The sequence below is a fragment of the Pseudomonas sp. NFACC45 genome (genome assembly GCF_900113505.1).
Classification (GTDB): Bacteria; Pseudomonadota; Gammaproteobacteria; order Pseudomonadales; family Pseudomonadaceae; genus Aquipseudomonas; species Aquipseudomonas tehranensis.
This window is the reverse complement of sequence record NZ_FOPO01000011.1, coordinates 101,335-124,491: the sequence shown is the minus strand read 5'-3', so window position 1 is coordinate 124,491 and position 23,157 is coordinate 101,335. Positions and strand designations below refer to the sequence as shown.

General features: G+C 60.9%; 13 protein-coding genes. 10 read left to right on the top strand and 3 right to left on the bottom strand.

Features of this window, described 5'->3' with window-relative positions; translation table 11 throughout:
* Positions 1-176 precede the first annotated feature (176 nt).
* The 4 genes from BM132_RS20455 (at position 177) to BM132_RS20445 (ending at position 4,636) form a co-directional block, all read left to right on the top strand.
* Entirely contained in the window at positions 177-530 is a 354-nt protein-coding gene (locus tag BM132_RS20455; protein WP_092458329.1) for a DUF6124 family protein, read from the top strand.
* Positions 531-739: 209 nt separating this feature from the next.
* Positions 740-2,584, top strand: coding sequence for an Ig-like domain-containing protein (locus tag BM132_RS20450; RefSeq protein ID WP_092458326.1), 1,845 nt, complete (start codon positions 740-742; stop codon positions 2,582-2,584).
* A gap of 235 nt (positions 2,585-2,819) precedes the next feature.
* Positions 2,820-3,011, top strand: coding sequence for a hypothetical protein (locus BM132_RS28210; RefSeq protein WP_143092374.1), 192 nt, complete (start codon positions 2,820-2,822; stop codon positions 3,009-3,011).
* A gap of 32 nt (positions 3,012-3,043) precedes the next feature.
* A complete protein-coding gene (locus BM132_RS20445; RefSeq protein ID WP_092458323.1) occupies positions 3,044-4,636 on the top strand; it encodes a hypothetical protein in 1,593 nt (530 codons plus the stop codon).
* A gap of 763 nt (positions 4,637-5,399) precedes the next feature.
* Here BM132_RS20445 and BM132_RS20440 read toward each other — a convergent pair.
* Positions 5,400-12,497: a retention module-containing protein gene (locus tag BM132_RS20440; RefSeq protein ID WP_092458320.1), complete on the bottom strand. Its 7,098-nt coding sequence runs from the start codon at positions 12,495-12,497 to the stop codon at positions 5,400-5,402.
* 452 nt (positions 12,498-12,949) lie between these two features.
* Here BM132_RS20440 and BM132_RS20435 point away from each other — a divergent pair, with 452 nt between their 5' ends.
* From BM132_RS20435 to BM132_RS20425, 3 genes are all read left to right on the top strand, one after another.
* Complete coding sequence (locus BM132_RS20435; protein WP_047227895.1) at positions 12,950-14,308, top strand: TolC family outer membrane protein; 1,359 nt, start codon at positions 12,950-12,952, stop codon at positions 14,306-14,308.
* Positions 14,309-14,338: 30 nt separating this feature from the next.
* Complete coding sequence (locus BM132_RS20430; RefSeq protein ID WP_092458560.1) at positions 14,339-16,495, top strand: type I secretion system permease/ATPase; 2,157 nt, start codon at positions 14,339-14,341, stop codon at positions 16,493-16,495.
* A 193-nt stretch (positions 16,496-16,688) separates the two neighbouring features.
* A complete protein-coding gene (locus BM132_RS20425; protein WP_092458317.1) occupies positions 16,689-18,053 on the top strand; it encodes an HlyD family type I secretion periplasmic adaptor subunit in 1,365 nt (454 codons plus the stop codon).
* 147 nt (positions 18,054-18,200) lie between these two features.
* Here the strand turns inward: BM132_RS20425 and BM132_RS20420 are convergent, their stop codons facing one another.
* Positions 18,201-18,797 (bottom strand): tRNA-uridine aminocarboxypropyltransferase, encoded by a 597-nt coding sequence (locus BM132_RS20420; protein ID WP_092458314.1) that lies wholly within the window; start codon positions 18,795-18,797, stop codon positions 18,201-18,203.
* 9 nt (positions 18,798-18,806) lie between these two features.
* On the bottom strand, positions 18,807-19,700 hold the full coding sequence (locus BM132_RS20415; protein WP_003184133.1) for a LysR family transcriptional regulator: 894 nt from the start codon (positions 19,698-19,700) through the stop codon (positions 18,807-18,809).
* Positions 19,701-19,969: 269 nt separating this feature from the next.
* On the opposite strand from BM132_RS20415, the gene speB reads away from it, so the two are divergent.
* From speB to BM132_RS20400, 3 genes are read left to right on the top strand one after another with little or no spacing between them, the layout of a single operon-like run.
* Positions 19,970-20,920 (top strand): agmatinase, encoded by a 951-nt coding sequence (gene speB, locus BM132_RS20410; RefSeq protein ID WP_003198979.1) that lies wholly within the window; start codon positions 19,970-19,972, stop codon positions 20,918-20,920.
* A 9-nt stretch (positions 20,921-20,929) separates the two neighbouring features.
* The gene (locus tag BM132_RS20405) at positions 20,930-21,355 is read left to right on the top strand and encodes a YybH family protein (RefSeq protein ID WP_092458311.1); all 426 of its coding nucleotides are present in this window, start codon (positions 20,930-20,932) and stop codon (positions 21,353-21,355) included.
* 52 nt (positions 21,356-21,407) lie between these two features.
* The gene (locus BM132_RS20400; RefSeq protein WP_177218200.1) at positions 21,408-22,922 is read left to right on the top strand and encodes a purine-cytosine permease family protein; all 1,515 of its coding nucleotides are present in this window, start codon (positions 21,408-21,410) and stop codon (positions 22,920-22,922) included.
* Positions 22,923-23,157 lie beyond the last annotated feature (235 nt).

Sequence of the window (23,157 nt, the reverse complement as noted above, 5' to 3'; positions counted from 1 at the left end):
GCACACAGCATCCATGCTTCGTTGCAGGTTTAACTGCAACTACGTTATGGCGGCTGTATGTGGGAGACCTTCGAGTCTGCCGGGTGCCTATGACCGGTTCGCTAACCCGCTGCAGCCGCCACCCTATCTGTTTAGCGACAGATCTTGGTGGCTCTATCCCCCATAGGAGCTTCACCATGTTCAAACCAACACCCAACCCACCGGACACCGATTCGACATCCCCAGGCGAACCCCTCGATTCAAAAGCATTCGCCGAAGCCACCGAACGCGCTCTCGATTACTACCTCAAACCCAAACCGACCAAACCCGAGGCGGATCCAAGCCAGATCTTCACCGTCGTCAACGGCGTCGACACCGAATGCCTGCTCGCCAACCTCAGCGAAACTCTGGCTTCGGCCAATGCCATGGTCAGTGACCTGGCGTTCGAGCTGGACGGCTCGCGACGACATGTCGCGCTGGGCATCCAGCAGTTGATCGAATTGAGCGGATTGCTGGCGAACCGCGCGCTGGATAACGTCGACCCGCGCTAGCCCTCACACCACGCCACAAAAAAGCATTTGCAAACCTGCCCTCTTCTCAACGGGACTGGTGGGTTTGCCCCGTGGCTCTGTTGCAACCCCACCATTTGTCTTAAAGAACCACGCACCTGTTAGTTCTGACAGTAGCCAGTTCCGTCCCTCTGGAGTTTGATAACTGCGTCCCCCAAAGCCCCGGAAATCGCACCTGCCAGGAGAACATGATGGATACGCCCTCCAAGACGTTAGCGAATTTGGTTCCTGTGATGATTCCAGGCTGGGTGACACCGGTGAAGCCGGTCGACCTTGCCCACGGTGGTATCCCCAAAAGTCTTTACGACGGCCAGACCCGGGGCCTCGAATGCCTGATCGATCCATTACCCGAGCCCGACCCCCAGCGTCGGGTCTGGACAATGCAGGCGGATGATCGTGTCGATTTGTACGTCAATGACGAATCCACTCCCGTGGCAGGCGCGACGATAATAAAAGGCGAGGAAAACGATCGCATCCGCTTGTACGTGCCCCACGGCCGATTGATTCAAGGCGTCAACCGGCTGCACTACAAAGTGACCCGTCCCAGTGGCGGCGGCGAGGACTCGGAAGATCTGAATGTTCTGTATCACCTGCGCGCTCCGGGCGAACCCGCGCCGGAAGGCCTGGACCTGGTGATTCCACCCGATGTAATCAGCGATGGGATCAGTGGCGAGCGAGCGGCGCAGGGCGTGGCGTTCGGTTTTGACTACAGCTACCGGCGCCCCTTCGATCACATTCGCTTTCTACTGGGTGATACGACTGATGAATGGGAGATCGCCGACGCTTCGGTACCAGAGGTGAAGACCTATTTCACCAATTTTTTCCAGCAGGCAGGCGATAACCCCAATACCCTGGTGGAGTTCGTGGTGCTCGATCAGTTGGGCAACTCCAACCGGTCGTCGATCAAATATCTGGATATTCATCTGGGCCGGGGGCAACTGCCGAAACCTATCCCACGGGAAGTCCTCAGCGAGGCGAATGACGATCCCAGCGTCATCGACTTGGAAAAACTGGGAGCCAATCCCTTATCGCTGATCATCTTGACCGACGACCCCGTTTTTTGGCCTGGAGACACGATCACAGCGACCTACTTAACGAAAGTCACCGACCAGCCGGATGACAGCTTCCCCGTGACGGGCAACGTTGAAGTAGATGAGTTGGGGCAAAAAACCCCCTGTGTCGTTAAGGTCCCGAATGACAAGGTGATCCCGGATAGTACGGTGCTGGTGTCATACATATTATCCAGAAACGGCACAAACGTGGGGGAATCGAAAACGGCCACAGCGACTGTTACGGGCGCCTCGGATGACCATCTGCCCATTGACCAAAGTCTGATGGAGCTTAACGGTGTGGAGGTATTTCTCGCGGAACATATTACTGATCCGTGGACTCAGACCAGCAATTACGGCCCTGAAAATCAACGCCGCCGAACCCCAGACGGAGGCAGTGCGCCATTTGGGTACAGTTCGGCGGACAATACTATAGCGACTGTAAGTGCTGATGGACTTGTGACCGGGCTACGCAATGGCCGCACCTTGATCACCGTGATCGACGCTAACAAGAAATGGGCCTCCTACGAGGTTCGGGTCTCGAACAAATATGAGATTGAGAGTCGTAGTGGATACGCCACGGGTGTAGTTTTATATACGTGGTCGCTAGATCAATTGAATCCCGTGGTGCCACGTCCTTCCGAAATTACAGGGTTGCGCGAGGCGATTCTCCGCAGGTTTCCAAATAAAAACGAATACCTTTACCCTATCTGGAACACTGCTAATCAGCTCATATATGCCGCCGGCCGGGTAAGTGGGCACGACCCGTTCCCACATAATGTGGGAACACTAACGGTGCACTTTGTTACCGCTGAAAATATACTCGGCGTGGCCACAAGACCTGTTTTCGAACTTGGCAATGCGGCGGGATGGGGTTTCCGCCTCCGTAATGCGCCTCAGCTAGACGCAGCCACCACCGAGCTTTACAGCGAACTTGTCGAAGCAAGTGCTGAGCTGACGGTCGTGCCAGAAAATCAAGAACAGTGAAGGGTTACCCTCTTCCGTGGCGAGGGGATTACTCCGTCGCCACGGGGACTTGCCAACCTTACCTGCCAGGAGAATAGACATCTGGTCATCCGAGTTGGACGAGCTTTTAATTTCCGTGATCCTTGGGAGTTGGATGACTCATTTATTTCGAGCTCGCTCGCGGTGGTGAACATTTAGCCAAGCTGAATTGAATGTCGAAAAGGGTAACTGACTCATTTAGATCAGCAGTGATCACGTGGAATTTCTCTCCTGTCCGGTGATGATCGTGAGCTTTCGGATAGGACGTATCAGGGCCGACGGACATGTGGTTGTCTGGGGATTGGCCGAGGCCGGCGGCAACAGCGATTCGGTTCAGGGCGACCTGCGCGGCAAGGTTTCGTACGAAGCGCCGGCCACCGCTTACGAAGTGTCTGAACAGGCGGTGTAGAAACGAATACTGAAACTTCAGGAGCCAACGTCATGCGCAACATCCTTTCCTTTGCCCATGTCGTATTGCTCACCCTGCTGTTCATTAGTTGCCCGGTGTTCGCCATCACCGGCCCCGAAGTCGCGCAACTACTCAATGGCCGCTACAAATATACCGTTACCCAGTGCCCGGGCAACAACCCGGCTTACTTCTGCAGCGGTGTGTTGGTTCGCGCGAGTCAAGGCACCGAACAGTTCTGGAAACACGCAAGCGTGTCCGCCCAATCAGGTGCGGAAAGCTTCACCTACCTGCGGTCCGATCTTGGCATCCGGGTGATGACGCAGAAAAACGGAGGGATCTTTACCGACTCGTTCACCGCCATTGCCCATGGCAAATCCCTTGAGGTGCTGTGCGCCTACCCCTTCGAACTCACCCTTTCAGGTGATCGCCCCGACCACGGCTGCGGTCTGTCAGCGGTGACAAACGCCACGCAAGCCCCCGGCTCATGCGCCGCGCTGGGCATCAGCGACGCGCTCGGCTGGCTTGCACACTTCCAGCAACAGAACCAGCAGCCCGAGCGACAATGCTCACTGAGCGGCGACGAGCCTGCACAATTCAAGGCAAGCCTCGTCGCCCACCAGCTCATCGACACCGCGTGGTCAGCCAGGCCGAACCTGCTGCTGGTCAAGAATTGGGACGCTCAGGTCCCCAAACAGATGCCTCTGCATGGCCTGTTTTATGACACAACACAAACGGGGTCATTACTGGGTGCACAAAAGGATCAGCGCGACTACTTCATTGCCACCGGTGATTGGTTGCCGATCCTGCGAATGGATCTGAACCGGGCAGACGATGGAGTTTTCGGTTTCAACCAACAGGACCAGTTGTACATTGGCTATCAGGTAGCGTCGAAGCTCAATGCCCGGTATGCCGATACCGCAGCGGCCTGTCCCGGCGATACGCCGGCTTACAACTGCAACGGGGTGCTGATTCGAATGACTGACGCCTCACCGGATTTCCATGCCTGGAATCCAAGCCCTGGTTCCATAGAGCGCGATGGTGTTTCGTTTTCGTATATGCGGGCGGATGTACATTTGCCGGTGCTCTCCAGGGCCCGAAACCAGGGTTTGATTATGAAAGAGTTGGCCGCCCCAACCGCTTACCCACTCACGGTGCGCTGCTCTTACCCCTACGATGGAGCCACTATTTTTCGTTCCAATAGCTGTAATCAGCACTCAGGATCACCACAAACCAGCAGACCGTGCGCGGAACAAGGCATTACGACCGAACACCAATGGAGAACGCACTTTTACGCACAAGCCAATAAGCTGGCGGCGTGCAGCTTCACGGGAGAGACGATACCGTTCGCAGTGAGCATCAGGGCCAGAGCACTCATGGAGGCCGCTGACCGGATCGTTCACAATGAAATCATCGTCGCGAACTGGCCACAACATATTCCAGAGCAACTTCCTCTCGAAGCCTTCTTCTACGTCGAGCTCAGTGGAAAACCCAATGCTGTTTTCTTTCAGAAAGATTACTTCCAGAAGACGGGACGCTACCTGCCAATTGTGCGCGTGGATCTGGCCGCAACAGACGGAATTGTCTTTACCTTTGATCCACAGGATCAAGACGTTGGTGGTAGCTGATTTGTGGAAAACCTGTGAGCTGCCGCGATCAAAAAACCGTGGGAGCGGGCTTGTTCGCGAAAGCGGTGTGTCTGGGGCGGTGATGGTGGATGTGCCGCCGTCTTCGCGGGCAGGCCCGCTCCCACAGGGGATCTGTGGCGAACCCTGGATCTGTGAGCAGCCGCAATCAACAACCGTGGGAGCGGGCTTGTTCGCGAAAGCGGTGTGTCTGGGGCGGTGATGGTGGATGTGCCGCCGTCTTCGCGGGCAAGCCCGCTCCCACAGGGGATCTGTGGCGAACCCTGGATCTGTGAGCAGCCGCAATCAACAACTGTGGGAGCGGGCTTGCTCGCGAAAGCGGTGTGTCTGGGGCGGTGATGGTGGATGTGTCACCGTCTTCGCGGGCAGGCCCGCTCCCACAGGGGATCTGTGGCGAGCCCTGGATCTGTGAGCAGCCGCAATCAACAACTGTGGGAGCGGGCTTGCTCGCGATGGCGCCCTGCCTGAGCCTGAAGTGCTGGATGTGCCGCCGTCTTCGCGGGCAGGCCCGCTCCCACAGGGGATTTTTTTTGTGGCCGAATACCGGGCACCACCACAAGACCGCTGTGGGAGCAAAGCTTGCTCGCGATGACTGAGGCACATTCAACCTCAATGCAACTTTGAACCACCGCTATCGCGAGCAGGCTTTGCTCCCACAGGGAATCCGACACAGCCCCACCTCCGAAATACAGAAAACCCGCCATTCCCAGTCAAGAAATGGCGGGTTTTGTCGTTTCAGCTCACCTCACACCGTATCCACCTTCAACGAGTGATCATTCAGCATCCCGTTGATGATGGTCGCCGTATCCGCACCCGCGACCATGCCGTCCACACCCGGCGTGACGCCGTAGTAGCTGGCAAGGTTGACGCCGGCCAGGTCGATGGTCTGGTTCGGTGTCGCACCGGCAATGCTGCTGACGTCGATGCTGGTCATGACCGAGGCACCGCTACCGGTAACGCTGAAGTGCAGGTAGTCGTCCAGGGACGCGCTGCTGCCGTTTTCCCCCAGCAACAGTTGCGACAGGTCGAGTTTGTCCAGGCCAGGGGTGAAGTCCGTGACCAGGTCATGGCCGCTGTTGCCCACCTGCCATTGGAAGGTATCAGCGCCGCTGCCACCGGCCAGGGTGTTGTTGCCCAGGCCGCCGATCAACACGTCATCGCCGCCACCGCCATTGAGCACGTCGTCGCCCAGGCCGCCGTTGATGCGGTTGCTGGCGCTATCTCCCGTGAGGGTGTCGTTGAAGTTCGAACCGACCAGGTTTTCGATGCCCGCCAGGGTATCGATGCCGGCGCCCACGGTGTTTTGCGCGGCCAACAGACCCAGGTTCACCGTAACCCCGGCAGTGGCGTGGGCATAACTGGCGGTGTCGTTGCCGGTGCCACCGTCAAGCAGGTCGTTGCCGGCGCCGCTGTAGAGCAAGTCATTGCCCGCCTCGCCATGCAAGGCGTTGTTGCCCGAACCGGCGCTGAGTATGTCGTCGCCGTCGCCCGCGTTGAGGATGTTGTCCCCCTCGCCGGCCATCAGCACGTCGTCTCCGGTCGTGCCCGTCAGGGTGTGGCCGGCCTGATAGCTGATGCCGACCGCTGCGCTGTCGCTGCCACCGTGATTGTCGCTGGCGGTGTAGCTGCCGTGGTAGTCCGGCGTGCTGTCCTGGGCGCCGGCGTAGTTGACGGTCAAGGTCAGTTGGTAGTTTTCCGCGCCGTTGAGGTTGCCGCCGCTGGCATTGGCGATGTTGGTGACGTGAATCTGGTAGTTGCCATCGGCCGCCGCGGTGAACGAGGCACCGTCGGTGATCGCGATGAAAGGCCCGCCGTTGAGGGAGTACTCCAGGGCGATGCGTCCGGCTGCCAGATTGTGGTCCAGGGTGAGGGTTTCACCCTGCTTGAGGCTGATATTGAGCAAGTCTTCATCGTTGCTGTTGTGGTTGGAGACCATCCCCAGTGCACCGCTGACCACCAGCACCGCGGTCATGGTCGCGGCATTGGCGACAAAGGCACCGCGGTTGAGGTTGATCGACTGCACGTTGTTACCGGTGAAGCTGGCCGTGCCGGTGCTGCCGGTAAAATCCCCGCCTTTGGCTGTCCATCCGGTATTGAAGCTTGTGGGGGAGGCAGTGAGCGGATCACCGTTGGCATCGCTGTCGTTGCCCAGCAGCATTTCTCCCGGGATCACGATGTTGCCCGACAGGACGTTGGTGATGATGTTGTCGTCGACTGCCACGGGCGGGCTGTTGGGGAGAACCTTGACCACCAGGCTGGAACTGGCCAGGTCACCGTCGTTGTCGCTGACAGTGAAGCCGATGGTCTCGGTGATCAATGTGTTGGTGGCGGTCTGGGAGGTATAGCTGTACTCGCCGGTGTCGAGATTCACCACCAGTGTACCGTCGTGGTCGGTGGCGATACTCAGCGTGTTGTTGGCGGTGTTGAAGGTGCCATGGTTAGCGCCGCCGCTGGCGGTCAGCGCACCCTGTCCGGCGTTGGCGGTCGGATCGTAGCTGTAGGTGGTGCCATCGACCACCAGGCTTTTGACAAACCCACCGTCGGCGCCGAACGAGCCGCCCTCACCCAGCAGGCTGCCAGTGACTGGCACTCCTTGCACGGTGCCGGAGAGCACCGAGTTGAGCTGGTTCAGGTCAGTGACCAGCACCGCGTCGGTGTCGGTGTGGGTACTGCCGTCGTAGGCCAGCGGGTCGAGGTGAGTGTCACTGACTCCGCCGCCCAGGCCGATGGCGTAGTTCTTGATGCCATTGGCGTCGAGAAACGCTTTCCACGCCGCTTCGTCCGCCGCATCGATCCCCTGGCCCGTAGTGGGCTTGCCGTCGGAGAAGAAGTAGCCAATGTTCTGTGCTCCGGTCAGTTGCCCCGAGGTGACAAACGCGGTCTTGGCCGCCGCCACCGCCGCATCGTAGTTGGTCCCACCGCCCGCTGACAGGCCGGTGAGGAGCGACTTGGCGGTCGCCACGTCCACCCACACGGAAGTCTGGTCGGTGGCGCTGCTGCTGAAGGTCACGAGCTGGACTTTCACATCCCCCAGATCGTCGTATTTATCGAGCAAGGCACTGATGGCCTGTTTCGCCAGGTCCAGCCGCGAGAGCCCCGGTACACCAGAGGGATCAGCCATGCTGCCGGACACGTCAAGCACGATCAGCAGGTTCGAGTCGATCTCCACCGCCGTCACCGAACGCTCGGACGCGATGGCCGTCGGCACGTCGTCGACGATGCTCACCACCAGGTTGCCGGTGACACTGTTGCCCAAGGCGTCCGTAGCCTGGTAGGTGAAGCTTTCGCTCAAGACATTCGGGCCGTCGTTGGCGTTGGGCGCCGTCGTGGCGGGCGAAGTCAGGGTGTAGGTGTACGAGCCGTCAGGGTTGAGCAACAACTGACCGTAGGCGCCGGTCGCGTTGCCCACCAGGGCAAACGTCACAGCGCCGACGGCACCGCTGACCGAGCCGACAAGGCTGCCCGTGGCGGTTTCGCTGGTGGCGCTCGGGTCGCTGCCAATGACGGTGCCGGGAGCCAGGTCCTGGCCGTCCTGATTCAGGTCCAGGGCTTTTTCGTAGACGGTGATGTCCTGATCGGTTTCGGCGACGAGGCAGCTGTTGTAGACATCGATGGTGATGGTGGTGGTGCTCTCATCGCCGTCGGCATCGCGCACGGTGTAGGTGAATACGTCGGTGGCGCCCGGCGCGCCGACGGAGTCCGGGTTACTGTGGTAAACGGCGTTGCCATTGGTGTCCAGAGTCAGGTAGCCGTAGGTGCCGTTGATCTGGGTGTTGAGACCGCCCACAGCCGAGGTCGATGTATCGCCGCCAGCCCGTACGCCGATCACCGCGCCACCGTCGGCGCCGAGCACGTCGTTGTCCAGCACATTGCCGCTGACCGTGCCGCCCTCCATCACCGAGGCGTTATCACAATGAGCGATGGGCACGTCGTCGACGATGTTGATGACGATGGTGCTGGTGACGGTATTGCCCAGGGAATCGGTGGCCTGATAAGTAAAGCTCTCGCTCAACACGTTCGCGCCGTCGTTGGCGGCGGGCGTGCTCGTGGCGGGCGAAGTCAGGGTGTAGGTGTACGAGCCGTCAGGGTTGAGCAACAACTGACCGTAGGCGCCGGTCGCGTTGCCCACCAGGGCAAACGTCACAGCGCCGACGGCACCGCTGACCGAGCCGACAAGGCTACCCGTGGCGGTTTCGCTGGTGGCGTTCGGCGCACTGCCGGTGACCGTGCCGGGGGCCAGGTCCTGGCCGTCCTGGTTCAGGTCGAGGGCTTTCTCGTAGACGCTGATTGCCTCGTCCGGTGAAGCGACAAGGCAGCTTTCGTAGACGTCGATGGTGATGGTCGTCGTGCTTTCATCGCCGTCGGCATCGCGCACGGTGTAGGTGAACACATCGGTGGCGCCGGGTGCGCTGACGGTATTGGGGTTGCTGTGGTAAACCGCATTGCCATTAGCGTCGAGGGTCAGGTAACCGTAGGTGCCGTTGATTTGGGTGTTGAGGCCGCCCACAGCCGAGGTCGAAGTATCGCTGCCGGCCCGTACGCCGATCACCGCGCCACCGTCAGCGCCGAGCACGTCGTTGTCCAGCACATTGCCGCTGACCGTGCCGCCCTCCACTACCGAAGCCAAATCGGCGTGGGCGGTGGGTACGTCGTCAACGATGTTGATGACGATGGTGCTGGTGACGGTATTGCCCAGGGAATCGGTGGCTTGATAGGTAAAGCTTTCACTCAGGATATTCGGACCATCGTTGGCCGAAGGTGCTGTGGTGGCTGGCGAAGTCAGGGTGTAGGTGTACGAACCATCGGGGTTGAGCAGCAGTTGGCCGTAGGCCCCCGTGGCGTTGCCCACCAAGGCGAAGGTGACGGCGCCGATCGCACCTGTGACCGAACCGACCAGACTTCCGCTGGCGGTTTCAGTGCTAGCGTTCGGCGCACTGCCGGTGACGGTGCCAGGGGCCAGGTCCTGGCCGTCCTGATTCAGGTCGAGGGCTTTCTCGTAGACGCTGATTTCCTCGTCCGGAGTGGCGACAAGGCAGCTTTCGTAGACGTCGATGGTGATGGTCGTCGTGCTTTCATCGCCATCGGCATCGCGCACGGTATAGGTGAACACATCGGTGGCGCCCGGCGCGCTGACAGTGTTCGGGTTGCTGTGGTAAACGGCGTTGCCGTTGGCGTCCAGGGTCAGGTAGCCGTAGGTGCCGTGGATCTGGGTATTGAGGCCGCCAACCGCCGAGGTTGAGGTGTCGCTGCCAGCACGCACACCGATCACCGCGCCGCTTGCGGCGGGTCCGTCGGCACCGCCCACATCGTTGTTCAGGACGTTACCGCTGACCGTTCCGCCTTCATCCACCGAGGCGGAGTCAGCATGGGCGGTGGGCAAATCATCAACGATGTTCACGTCCAGGTTGCCGTTGGCCGTGGTGCCGTTGTCATCGGTGACCACCACGGCAAATTGCTCGCTCAGGCTGTTGGCGCCGTTGGCGTTTGCGTGGGCTTCGTTGTCCAGCAGGGTGTAGCTGTAACTCACCACCCCCGTGGCGGCATTGAAGCCGGTGATGGTCAGCGTGTTGCCCAAGGCCGTGGTGATCGATTGTGGGAAACCGGCGGCAACACCGCCCGTGACGACATTGATGCCGCCGACGCTCAGGGTCTGCACACCGTCCAGTGCGGTGATGGTGAAGGTGCCGCTTTGGGTCAGCGCCGGAGCATCCGGGCTGGTGCCGTCGCTGAGGTTTTTTTCCTGCAGATTCAGCTCGCCGCCTTCGGTGTCCAGGCCTTCGATGATCACCGGATCGTCGTTGTTGTGAACCTGCAATACCAGGTTGGCGGTGCTGGTATCGCCGTCGGCGTCGGTCAGGGTGTAGGTGAAGGTTTCAGTGCCACTTCCGCCGCCGTTCAGGCCTTTGAAATCGGCGTCGGAGGTGTTCAGCGTGTAGGTGTAGGAGCCGTCAGCGTTGAGAACCAGCGTGCCGTAAGTGCCGGTAAAAGTACCGGGCGTGATCGGGCCGGACGCCACCCGATCCGCGCCTTCGGTGTCGTTGGTCAGCACGCTGCCGGTCAGGGTCAGGTTGGTTTCCGAGGCAGTGCCGGCGTTGCTGTCGTCCACAGCTTGAGGCACATCATCAACGATGTTCACGTCCAGATTGCCGTTGGCGGTGGTGCCGTTGTCATCGGTGACCACCACGGCAAATTGCTCGCTCAGGCTGTTGGCGCCGCTGGCGTTTGCGTGGGCTTCGTTGTCCAGCAAGGTGTAGCTGTAACTCACCACACCCGTGGCGGCGTTAAAGCCGGTGATGGTCAGCGTGTTGCCCAAGGCGGTGGTAATCGATTGCGGGAAACCGGCGGCAACGCCACCGCTGACGACGTTGATACCGCCGACGCTCAGGGTCTGCACACCGTCCAGTGCGGTGATGGTGAAGGTGCCGCTTTGGGTCAGCGCTGAAGCATCCGGGCTGGTGCCGTCGCTGAGGTTTTTTTCCTGCAGATTCAGCTCGCCGCCTTCGGTGTCCAGGCCTTCGATGATCACCGGATCGTCGTTGTTGTGAACCTGCAACACCAGGTTGGCGGTGCTGGTGTCGCCGTCGGCGTCGGTCAGGGTGTAGGTGAAAGTTTCAGTGCCGCTTCCGCCGCCGTGCAACGCTACGAATTGCGGGTCACTGGTGTTGAGAGTGTAGGTGTACGTGCCGTTGGGGTTCAGCACCAGGGTGCCGTAAGTGCCGGTGAACGTGCCGCCAATGATCGGCCCGCTGTCAGGGCCGATGGGGATGCGGTCGGCGCCTTGGTGATCGTTGGGCAAGACGTTGCCGGTGAGCGTGACAAGACTTTCCGATGCGGTACTGGCGTGGCTGTCGTCAATCGCCTGAGGGACATCGTCGGTAATGTTGACGTCCAAGGTCCCCGTAGCTGTGTCGCCATCGCTGTCGACGGCCACGACGGGGAACTGCTCGCTGATGGTATTGGCGCCACCACCGGCGGGATGGGTTTCATTGTCCGTCAGGGTATAGCTGTAGCTGACCACACCGGTCGCGGGGTTGTAACCGGTGATGGTCAACGTGTTGCCCAGCGCCGAGGTGATGGATTGGGGAAAACCTGCCGGTACGCCGCCGGTGATTACGTTGATGCCACCGATGCTCAGGCTGCTCAATCCATCGGGCGCGGAAATGGTAAAGCTGCCGCTTTGCACCAGCGCGCCAGGATTGCTGGCGGAACCGTCAGACAGGTTCGCCTCATTGGCGGTCAATTCACCGCCATCCACGGTCAAGCCATCAAGGGTAACCGGGTTGTCCGGGGTTTCAGGGTCTACCGGTGGCACGATTGCATCGTCGCCGCCGTCATCCGCATCACCGGCCAGACGCAGTTCTGGAAACTCGGGTATCCCGTTGAACCCGGCGGTGGGAAAACCGATCAGCGGGTCAACCTCCCCGCCGACCTCTTCCAGCAACACAAAACTGTGGCCGCCGCCGACGCCGCCCGGATTACCGCCCTCGGCACCTGCTGCCGTGGCTTCGCCGGTCTGGGTCGGGTCGGCGCCGGCGGCGATGGCTTGTTGCAGTTTTTGTACATCGGTCAGTTGCGCATCGCTGGGAGTGGTCGCCTCAGGCGCGTCGCCAGCAGAGGCCTGGTTGGCGAGCAATTGCGGGCTCAGCGTCAGGTCACTTCCACGGCCCAGGGTCAACTCCTTGCCGTTTTGCAACTGCACAGCCACCGCCCCTTCGGCCCCGGTGATCAGGTGCTCGCCGGCATAGAGCCGATCACCTTCAACCAGAGGTCGCCGCAGACCGCCGACGGCTTCTGCGAAAACCTGTCCTACCACCTTGCTGACGGTACCGATGAGCGCTGCCATGTGCATTCCTCCGTTGCCAACCGCAGTCGGCACCTGTCTGGGTGAAGAGTTGGCGCTCCGGTTGGCAGCCAGGAAATCTGGAAAATCTGCCAGCTTTGGTGGACGCAAAAGGCGCTAGCTATTCGCCACAATGACAAAAAACCGTCACTGAAAACCGCCTTGCAAATCGTCCTTTTCAGCACCTCTTCACATCGTTTCAAATTGATGATGGAACTTTATTGACGCCCAAAATCCGTCAGGACCCGCAGATTCAAAGGCTTTCGCTTTGAACAATGTGCCGCTTTTTTCCAAGCACATAAGTTTTTTTTGGCATAAGCGTTATGAGAAATTCTTCTTAGGTTTTGCGCAGGATGTTCTTAGCTGTGTTGTTACAAGCTTGAAACGGTTTTGATCTTAAATACGTCAATATATTGGCGACAGCGAAGTACAACAGACCTCAGGAGATGCACCCCATGCGCGTTCTTTCCCCCCTCTGCAGCGCGGTTTTGCTGGCCATGGCCTGCTCTTCTTCTGCGCAGGCCATGTCGTTGACCGAAGCGATCCAGAGCACCATTGCGACTCACCCGGAATTGGCACAACGGGTCGATAGCCGTCTGTCGGCCAACGAAGACGTCAAGGTCGCCAGAGGGGGGTTCTTCCCATCGGTGGACTTGAATGCCGGCTACGGGCGCGGCTACAGCGACAACACCAATACCCGAGCGCTGGGCAATCACCACACCAACATCCTGACTTACACCCAGTCGGAACTGCGCCTGCGGCAGATGCTGTTTGACGGGTTCAACACCGCCAATGAAGTGGAGCGCACCAAAGGCGTAGTCAACTCCCGGGCCTACTACGCCCAAGGCACCGCCCAGGACCTGGCGCTGCGTACCATCGAGGTTTACCTGGAAGTGCTCAAGCGTCGCGAGCTGGTGACCCTGGCCAAAAACAACCTGCAGGCTCACCTACGGGTCAACGACCAGATCGGCCTGCGCACCGAGCGTGGCGTGGGCAGTACCGCCGACTCCGATCAGTCCAATGCTCGCCGGGCCCTGGCGGAAAACAACTACGACACCGCCCAGGTCGACCTGGCCGACGCCGAGGCCAACTTCTACAGCGTGGTCGGGCGCATGCCCGATGAGCTGGAGACCCCGCCCTCGACCAAAGGCGAAATGCCCGCTGACCTGCGCGAAGCCCAGCAGAGCATGGTGGATAACAACCCCTACCTGAAATCGGCCCAGGCCGACGTGCAGTCCGCCGAAAGCCAGTATGAAGTGGCCAAGTCGCCGTTCTACCCGCGTTTCGACGCCGAGGCGGCGGTGGGCGCCAATAACAACCTCGGTGGCGAAGAAGGTCACGACAACAACTGGCGGGTCGGTGTGGTGATGAACTACAACCTGTTCCGCGGCGGCAGCGACAAGGCGCGGTTGGCGTCCAATGCTCACCAGATCAACCAGGCCATGGACATCCGCAACAACGCCCTGCGTCAACTCAACGAAGACACGCGCCTAGCCTGGAACGCGATGCTCAACGCCCGCAAGCAGACCCCTACCGCCCGGGAATACGCCGAAACCACCTCCCGTGTACGCGCCGCCTATCAGGATCAGTTCGGTCTCGGCCAGCGGACCCTGCTCGATGTGCTCGACAGCGAAAACGAGCTGTACAACGCCAACCGTCGCTACACCGAGGTGCGGTACACCGAGGAATACTCGATGTATCGGGTATTGGCGAACATGGGCCAATTGTTGAGCAAACAGCGGGTGGTGCTGCCGGCCGACGCAGTCGCCCAGACCGAAGTCAAAAATGAAGCGCGGCTGCCCGAACTGAAGTAGGCCCCTTCCAAAAAAATGGGAGCGATCAATGTGACCACGATGGAACCGGTAATCCCCGCCGATCCGCGGCTGAATTTCGATGATCCGTTGCTGGACGGTCTGTTGATCCTCTGCAAACTCCATGGCGCGACAGTCAGCCGCGCCAGCCTTGGCGCCGGGCTTCCAATGGCGCACCAACGTCTGAGCCTGGACCTGCTGCCACGGGCAGCGGCCCGGGCCAGTTTGCAGGCGCGCCTGCTACGCCGCGACCTGGCCGATATTTCGCCACTCAACCTGCCGGTGATGCTGATTCTGGCCGGTGGCCGCTGCGCCGTGTTGCGACGCTGGGGCGAGGACGGCCAGGCGCTGATCCTGCCCAGCGAAGCCGACGGTGGCGAGCAGTGGGTCAGCCGCGACGAACTGAGCGCCGTCTACAGCGGCCAGGCGTTGTTCGCCCGGCCGCGCCATGAACTCGAAGACCTGCGCGCGCCCTTGGTTCCACGGGTCGAAGCGTGGTTTCGCGACACCTTGAAACTGTCGCGCTGGCTGTACAGCGACGCAATCCTGGCGAGTTTCCTGATCAATCTGCTGGGGCTGATGGTGCCGCTGTTCGTCATGCAGACCTACGACCGTGTGGTGCCGAACCAGGCCACGTCGACTTTGTGGGTGCTGGCAGTCGGGCTGTTGATCGGCACCGGTTTCGAACTGGTGTTGCGCGTGGTGCGCGCCCATCTGCTGGACACCGCCGGCAAGAAGACCGACGTGATCCTCTCCGCCACCCTGTTCGAACGCATCACCGGCATGGCGATGAAGGCCAAACCGGTGACCATCGGCGGCTTCGCCCAGAGCATCCATGATTTCCAGGGCCTGCGCGAATTCCTCACCGCCGTCACCCTCACCAGCCTGATCGATTTGCCCTTCGCTGTATTGATGCTGGTGGTGATCGGCTTGCTGGGCGGCTGGCTGGTGGTGATTCCGGTGGTGGCTTTTCCGCTCACCATTATTTTCGCGATGATCATCCAGGCGCGTCTGCGCGACACCGTACAAAAAAGCCTCGCGTTGGGCGCCCAGCGTCAGGCATTGCTGATTGAAACCCTCGGCGGCCTGGAAACCCTCAAGGCCTGCAGTGCCGAAAGCGAGCGCCAGCACCAATGGGAAAGCACCCACGGTGCCCTCACCCGCCTGGACAGCCACGCGCGCAGCCTCTCGGCGCTGGCCACCAACGGCACGCTGTTCCTGCAACAACTGGCCGGCATGGCGACCATCGTCGCCGGGGTCTACAGCATCATCGCCGGCAACCTCAGCGTCGGCGCGCTGGTGGCGACCTACATGCTCGGCAGCCGGGTGCTGGCGCCGCTGGGGCAAATCGCCGGGCTGATCACCCGTTACCAGCAAGCCCAGCTCACCATGCGCAGCACCGATGCGCTGATGGCGCTGCCCCAGGAGCGCGATGCCAAACAACGGCCGCTGGATCGCACCCAACTGCAAGGCGCACTGGACGTCAGCGGCGTGACCTTCCATTACAACGACCAAAACGCCCCGGCGCTGGCGAAGGTGAGTTTCAGCCTCAAGCCCGGCGAACGGGTTGGGATCATCGGTCGCAGTGGCTCGGGCAAAAGCACCCTGGCGCGCCTGGTGATGGGCTTTTATGAGCCCCAGGAAGGCCAGTTGCTGCTCGATGGGCTGGACCTTCGGCAACTGGACGTGGCGGACCTGCGCCAGCAGATCGGCTATGTCGCCCATGACCTGCCGCTGCTGGCCGGCAGCCTGCGGGACAACCTCACCCTTGGTGCCCGCTACATCAGCGATGCTCGCATGCTGGAAGTGGCGGAACTGACCGGCGTCACCGAACTGGCCCGCCAGCATCCCCAGGGCTTCGACCGTCCGGTAGGCGAGCGCGGGCAGTTGCTCTCCGGTGGGCAGCGCCAGGCCGTGCTACTGGCCCGCGCCCTATTGCTCGACCCGCCGATCCTGCTGCTGGACGAACCCACCAGCGCCATGGACAACAGCAGCGAAGACGTGTTGCGGCAAAAGCTTCATACCCATGTGCAGGGCAAGACAGTGCTGCTGGTGACCCACCGCACGTCGATGCTCAGCCTGGTGGATCGGTTGGTGGTGCTGGACAACGGCCGGATTGTGGCCGATGGGCCGAAGGAAGCGGTGATTGAGGCACTGCGTAAGGGGCGGGTGGGGTCTGCTGCGGTTTAACAGCCCACACAACACCTGTGGCGAGGGGATTTATCCCCGCTGGGCTGCGAAGCAGCCCTAACCCTGACACCTCGGTGTATCAGACAGATTGAGTTGACTGTCTTGGGGCCGCTTCGCAGCCCAGCGGGGATAAATCCCCTCGCCACAAAAGCAGCACCTAGCTCTATTTCACTTAACCGACGGGTATCGCACCATGTCTGCTCAAACACCGGATTCCACCGCACGAAGCTACTTCGGCAGTTTCAGCAAAAGCGCTGAAAGCGAGTTCATGCCGGAAACCGCCGGTGCCGCGCTGCAGGATTCACCCCGGCGCTCGCGTGTCACCGTGTGGCTGGCGGCCGGGTTGATCATCACCGCACTGGTGTGGGCCAAACTGGCAGTCTTGCAGGAAGTCACCACCGGCGAAGGCAAGGCCATTCCTTCGAGCAAGATTCAGGTGATCCAGAACCTGGAGGGCGGCATCGTCACTGAGATCTTCGTGCGCGAAGGGCAGATGGTGAACAAGGGCGACACCCTGCTGCGCCTGGACGACACGCGGTTTCTATCGAACAAGGGCGAAAGCGAGGCCGACCGTTATGCGCTGACCGCCCAGGTCGAACGCTTGTCGGCCGAAGCCGAAGGCCGGCCTTTCCAACTGTCCGCTGAAGTCATCAGCAAAGCCCCGCAGGTGGCCGAGGACGAACGCTCGCTGTATGAACAACGGCAGCGGCGCCTGGCCAGCGAACAGCGGACACTGACCGAACAACTGCGCCAGAAAACCCAGGAGCTGGCGGAGTTTCGCTCCAAGCAGGGCCAGTTCAGTTCCAGCCTGGCCTTGCTGCAAGAGGAAATGAACATGTCGGCGCCGCTGGTGCGCACCGGGGCCGTGTCGCCGGTGGAAATCCTGCGGCTCAAACGCAGCGCGGTGGAAATCCGTGGCTCGCTCAACGCCACGACCCTGGCGATTCCTCGGGCCGAATCGGCGATCAACGAGATCAAGAGCAAGATCGACGAATCGGAACAATCCTTCCGCTCCGAAGCGGCCAAGGAACTCAATGAGAAACGCACGGAGTTGTCAAAAATCACCGCTTCGAGCATTGCCATCGACGACCGCGTGACCCGCACCACCGTGGTCTCGCCGGTACATGGGGTGATCAAGCAACTCAAGGTCAACACCATCGGCGGCGTGGTCCAGCCGGGCAGCGACATGGCAGAAATCGTGCCGCTGGAAGACAACCTGCTGATCGAAGCCAAGGTCCGTCCCCAGGACGTGGCCTTTCTGCATCCGGGCCAGAAAGCCATGGTCAAGTTCAGCGCCTACGACTACACGATCTACGGCGGGATGAGCGCCAGGCTCGAACTGATCGGCGCCGACACCATCACCGATGACAAGGGCAACAGCTTCTACCTGATCCAGGTGCGCACCGATAAAAACCACTTGGGCGGCGATGCCAAACCGTTGTTGATCATTCCAGGGATGGTGGCGACGGTGGACATCATTACCGGGGAGAAAAGTGTGCTGGATTACTTGCTCAAGCCGGTGTTGAAAGCGCGGACTGAGGCGATGCGCGAGCGCTGATTCTGGTTGGGATCTTGTGTGACTGTTCTACCGCTATCGCGAGCAGGCTCGCTCCCACATTGGACTTAGGTGATCATAAATTTTGTGTGCGCTGGAGATCACCTGTGGGAGCGAGCCTGCTCGCGAAGGGGCCAGCACAGGTAACCATTATTTCCCAACATGATTGCGCCGAAAAACCTCCTCCCCCATCGCCGCAATCTGCCCCTCGATCAACGCCTCGAACGGCCTCAGCAACGGCTCAAAGCTTGTCGGTGCCTCAAGGGTTTGCAGCGCCTGGACAATCGCCTCCACCGTCGACAACGCCCCTGGCCCTGGCGCCTTGCGCAAGCGGTAACGGGATACGCCGCCCGCAGCCAGCGTCACCCTCGGCAGCGCCGCCAACAGAGGGTTGAGGTGCAGCAACTTGCGCGCCTTGCGCCAAGTGCCATCCGGGACGACCAACAGCAGCGGATCGTCAGACGGCGCATAAGCGTGCATGGGCTGCGCCTCTTCGCCGGGAAACAACAGCCGCGCCTGATAACCCGGTTGATTGAGCAACCCAGGCAAATCCTCGAACACCTCGCCCACGATCAACTCGGCATTATTGAGCCCCAACGCCGCCAGTCGCGCGGTGTTCAGGGCATGGTTCACCTCGCTGGGATGCTGCAACAACAGCACCCGAGTGCGGCTTTCGAGGCTGGGGATCAGTGGGCACAAGCAATGGCTTTGCGGCCTGTGGCAGCGCGGACAATGAATTCTGGACATGACGGCACCTCAGGCCTGGTTGAGCTGCGCTTTGAGCAGGTCGCGAAAAGTCTGGATCAGCGGCTCTCGGCTGCGGCCACGGCGTACGATCATCGAAAACGGTGCCTGATAACCAAAAGTGGCCGGCAGCAGCACGCGCAAATCGCCCTTGTCCACCCAGGCCTGAGCGTAGTGTTCGGGCAGATAGCCGACGTAGGCGCCGGACAATACCAGGATCAACTGCGCCTCCATGCTCTCCACCGTCGCCGCGCTGTGCTTGAAGCCGTGGCGGGCCAGCTCGGCCTGGCTCCAGTAACCGCGTCCGACCATGCGCTGCTGCGTGATGACTTGCTCAGGGATACGCCGCTCGTTGAACAGCGGGTGACGGTTGCTGCAATACAACCAGTGCTGCTCACGGTACAGCGGCATGTAGACCAACCCGCTCATGCGCGTGGAAAACGCGCCGATGGCCAGGTCCAGGCGGTTGTCCTGCACGCCCAGTTGCAGTTCGTACGGGCTCATGACCGACAGGTGCAGGTGGACTGCCGGATGCTCCTGGCTGTAGGCGCCGATGGCTTCAGCGAACGGCAGGGCTTTGTCGCTGACGGTGGAATCGATCACCCCCAGGTTCAGCGTGCCGCGCAACTCGCCCTTCAGCGCGGCGGCGTATTGCTCGAACCCTTCAAGCTCGCCCAACAGACGCAGGGTTTCCTGGTGGAACAACTCGCCCTTGCTGGTCAGGCTGAACCCGCCCCGCCCACGATGACACAACACCAGGCCCAGGGCTGATTCGAGCTGGCTCATGTAGGTGCTGATGGCCGACGTGGAGAGGTTGAGCTCGTGCTGGGCATTGGCGAACCCCTGGTGCCGCACGACGCTGACGAAAATGCGCAGCAGTTTCAGGTCGGGTAGAGCGTTGGCCATTGGGTCTCCCGTTGAATGTGGAACCCTGTAGGAGCTGCCGAAGGCTGCGATCTTGTCCCGGACAATTGAGTCTCGAGCAAAAGACCCCAAGATCAAAAGATCGCAGCCTTCGGCAGCTCCTACCGAGTGTGTAAACCAAGAGTCTATCGCTGCCTTGGTCATTAGTTTAGAAAAATCTGAACTAAGTATTTGCCCTCAGCGATTCTTCACGGCAACGGCTTTTCGCAAAATCGGCCCCTGATAAATAAAACAACGATGAGGCCCTACCCGTGGACAAGATTCTTCACCAACCACTGGGCGGCAACGAAATGCCGCGCTTCGGCGGCATCGCCACCATGATGCGACTCCCCCATTTGCAAACCGCTGCCGGCCTGGACGCTGCTTTCGTCGGCGTGCCGCTGGACATCGGCACCTCCCTACGCGCCGGCACCCGTTTCGGGCCCCGCGAGATCCGCGCTGAATCGGTGATGATCCGTCCCTACAACATGGCCACCGGTGCCGCGCCGTTCGACTCGTTGTCGGTGGCCGATATCGGTGATGTGCCGATCAACACCTTCAATCTGCTGGACGCCGTGCGGATCATCGAAGAGTCGTACCACAAGATTCTGGAACACAACGTCATTCCTCTGACCCTGGGCGGCGATCACACCATCACCCTGCCAATCCTGCGGGCCATCCACAAGAAACACGGCAAGGTCGGCCTGGTGCACATCGATGCCCATGCCGATGTGAACGATCACATGTTCGGTGAGAAAATCGCCCACGGCACCACCTTCCGTCGCGCCGTGGAAGAAGGCTTGCTCGATTGCGACCGCGTGGTGCAAATCGGCCTGCGGGCCCAGGGCTACACCGCCGATGACTTCAACTGGAGCCGCAACCAGGGTTTCCGCGTCGTCCAGGCCGAAGAGTGCTGGCACAAATCCCTCGCACCGTTGATGGCTGAAGTGCGCGAGAAAGTTGGCGGCGGCCCGGTGTACCTGAGTTTCGACATTGATGGCATCGACCCGGCCTGGGCGCCCGGGACCGGCACCCCGGAAATCGGTGGCCTGACCACCATCCAGGCCATCGAAATCGTGCGTGGTTGCCAGGGCCTGGACCTGGTCGGTTGCGATCTGGTAGAAGTCTCGCCGCCTTACGACACCACCGGCAACACCTCGCTGCTGGGCGCCAACCTGCTGTACGAGATGCTCTGCGTACTGCCCGGCGTGGTTCATCGCTGAGGCGCGGTCATGAACGATCAGGATCAAGTGCTCAAGGCCGTTGCCGACCTGGTGTCGGCCTTCGCCCGCAATGACCGTGACGCCTACTTCGGCGCCTTCACACCCGACGCGAGTTTCGTGTTCTACACCCTCGAACAGCCTCTGCTGTCGCGCGATGCCTACCAGGCGTTGTGGGATCGCTGGCGGTCCGAGGATGGCTTCGAGGTGCTGTCGTGTACCTCGAGCAACGCCTTCGTCAGCCTGCAAGGGGACGTGGCGATTTTTATCCATGACGTGGCCACCGAGTTGCGCATGCAAGGGGAGCGACACTTTAGCCAGGAGCGCGAAACCATCCTGTTGCGCAAACAGGACGGACGCACACAAGAACAACAGGGCCTATGGCTGGCCTGCCATGAACATTTGTCCGCGATGCCGGAAGGGCTGCCACCCCCTTAGCCAAACAGGCGACGCCTCACACTCGATGAGCGCGCCTTTATGATCGGAGCAGATCATGCATAACAATAACGACAACAGCCTTACGCAAATCGAAACCAACGGGGTCGAACAGATCCCGGACCATGAACGAACCGCTGGCCCGACGGATCTGTTTCGACTGATCTTCGGCGGCGCCAACACCTTTGCCACCGCCGTGCTCGGCAGTTTCCCGGTGCTGTTCGGCCTCTCGTTCCAGGCCGGGGTCTGGGCGATTGTGCTGGGGGTGGTAGTCGGCTCGATCATCCTCGCCCCCATGGGGCTGTTCGGCCCGCTCAACGGCACCAACAACGCGGTGTCCTCCGGGGCGCATTTCGGCGTACACGGGCGGATCGTTGGCTCGTTCCTGTCGCTGCTGACGGCCATCGCGTTCTTCTCCCTGTCGGTGTGGAGTTCGGGAGATGCGTTGATCGGTGGCGCCAAGCGCTTGATCGGTTTACCGGAAACCGACCTGAGCCTGGGCCTGGCCTACGGCCTGTTCGCCCTGCTGGTATTGACGGTGTGCATCTACGGCTTTCGCTTCATGTTGTGGGTCAACCGCATCGCCGTATGGGCCGCCAGCCTGCTGTTTCTGCTGGGCATCGTGGCCTTCGCGCCGTCCTTCGACAGCCAGTTCGCCGGCACCGTCGGCCTCGGCCAGCCAGGCTTCTGGGCGGCGTTCATCGGCGCGGCACTGGTCGCCATGAGCAACCCGATTTCCTTCGGCGCGTTCCTCGGTGACTGGTCGCGCTACATTCCGCGCAGCACGCCCAAGCGGCGCATCATGCTGGCGGTGATCGCCGCGCAACTGGCGACGCTGATCCCGTTCCTGTTCGGCCTTGCCACGGCCACCATCGTGGCGATCAAGGCGCCGGACTACATCGCGGCCAACAACTACGTGGGCGGCCTGCTGGCGGTCTCGCCGGGCTGGTTCTTCCTGCCGGTGTGCCTGATCGCGGTAATCGGCGGCATGTCCACTGGCACCACGTCGCTGTATGGCACCGGGCTGGACATGTCCAGCGTGTTCCCTCGAGTTCTGTCGCGGGTCAAGGCAACGCTGTTGATCGGCGTGCTGTCGATTGCCTTCATCTTCATCGGGCGCTTCGCCGCCAACCTGGTGCAAAGCGTATCGACCTTCGCCGTGCTGATCATCACCTGCACCACGCCATGGATGGTGATCATGATCATCGGCCTGCTGGTGCGCCGCGGCTTCTACTGCCCGGATGACCTGCAAGTGTTCACCCGTGGCGAAACCGGCGGGCGCTACTGGTTCAGCCACGGCTGGAACTGGCGCGGCCTGGGGGCCTGGATTCCCAGCGCGCTGGTGGGGCTGTGCTTCGTCAACCTGCCCGGGCAGTTCGTCGGACCGCTGGGCGAGCTGGCCGGCGGCATCGACATCGGCCTGCCGGTGACCCTGGGCCTGGCCTCGGTGATTTACCTGGTGCTGCTTGGGTTGTTTCCGGAGCCGGCGGCGGTGTACGGGCCGGACGATCCGCGTAGCAAGGGTTCTTCGGTGCCAATCGATAAACCCTCCCTTAGACAGACCGCCTGATCTGAGCAAACGAGATACCCGTGGCCAGAGGTTGCTCCCACTGACTGTAGGAGCTGTCGAGTGCAACGAGGCTGCGATCTTTCCCCTGACACTTGAATCCCAAGCGAAAGATCAAAAGATCGCAGGCTTCGCCAGCTCCTACAGGGAGCAAGCTCCCTCGCCACAAAAGCGCGTTCACACAGAGGTTGCGGTGCCAGGGACAGTACTTGCCGACCTCACTATAAAAAAGACAATC

What these genes read in the sequence shown, in the direction of transcription:
- BM132_RS20455 (WP_092458329.1), top strand. Translation starts at nt 177, where the DNA reads ATGTTCAAACCAACACCCAACCCACCGGACACCGATTCGACATCCCCA.
- BM132_RS20450 (WP_092458326.1), top strand. Translation starts at nt 740, where the DNA reads ATGGATACGCCCTCCAAGACGTTAGCGAATTTGGTTCCTGTGATGATT.
- BM132_RS20445 (WP_092458323.1), top strand. Translation starts at nt 3,044, where the DNA reads ATGCGCAACATCCTTTCCTTTGCCCATGTCGTATTGCTCACCCTGCTG.
- BM132_RS20440 (WP_092458320.1), bottom strand. Translation starts at nt 12,497, where the DNA reads ATGGCAGCGCTCATCGGTACCGTCAGCAAGGTGGTAGGACAGGTTTTC.
- BM132_RS20435 (WP_047227895.1), top strand. Translation starts at nt 12,950, where the DNA reads ATGCGCGTTCTTTCCCCCCTCTGCAGCGCGGTTTTGCTGGCCATGGCC.
- BM132_RS20425 (WP_092458317.1), top strand. Translation starts at nt 16,689, where the DNA reads ATGTCTGCTCAAACACCGGATTCCACCGCACGAAGCTACTTCGGCAGT.
- BM132_RS20420 (WP_092458314.1), bottom strand. Translation starts at nt 18,797, where the DNA reads ATGTCCAGAATTCATTGTCCGCGCTGCCACAGGCCGCAAAGCCATTGC.
- BM132_RS20415 (WP_003184133.1), bottom strand. Translation starts at nt 19,700, where the DNA reads ATGGCCAACGCTCTACCCGACCTGAAACTGCTGCGCATTTTCGTCAGC.
- BM132_RS20405 (WP_092458311.1), top strand. Translation starts at nt 20,930, where the DNA reads ATGAACGATCAGGATCAAGTGCTCAAGGCCGTTGCCGACCTGGTGTCG.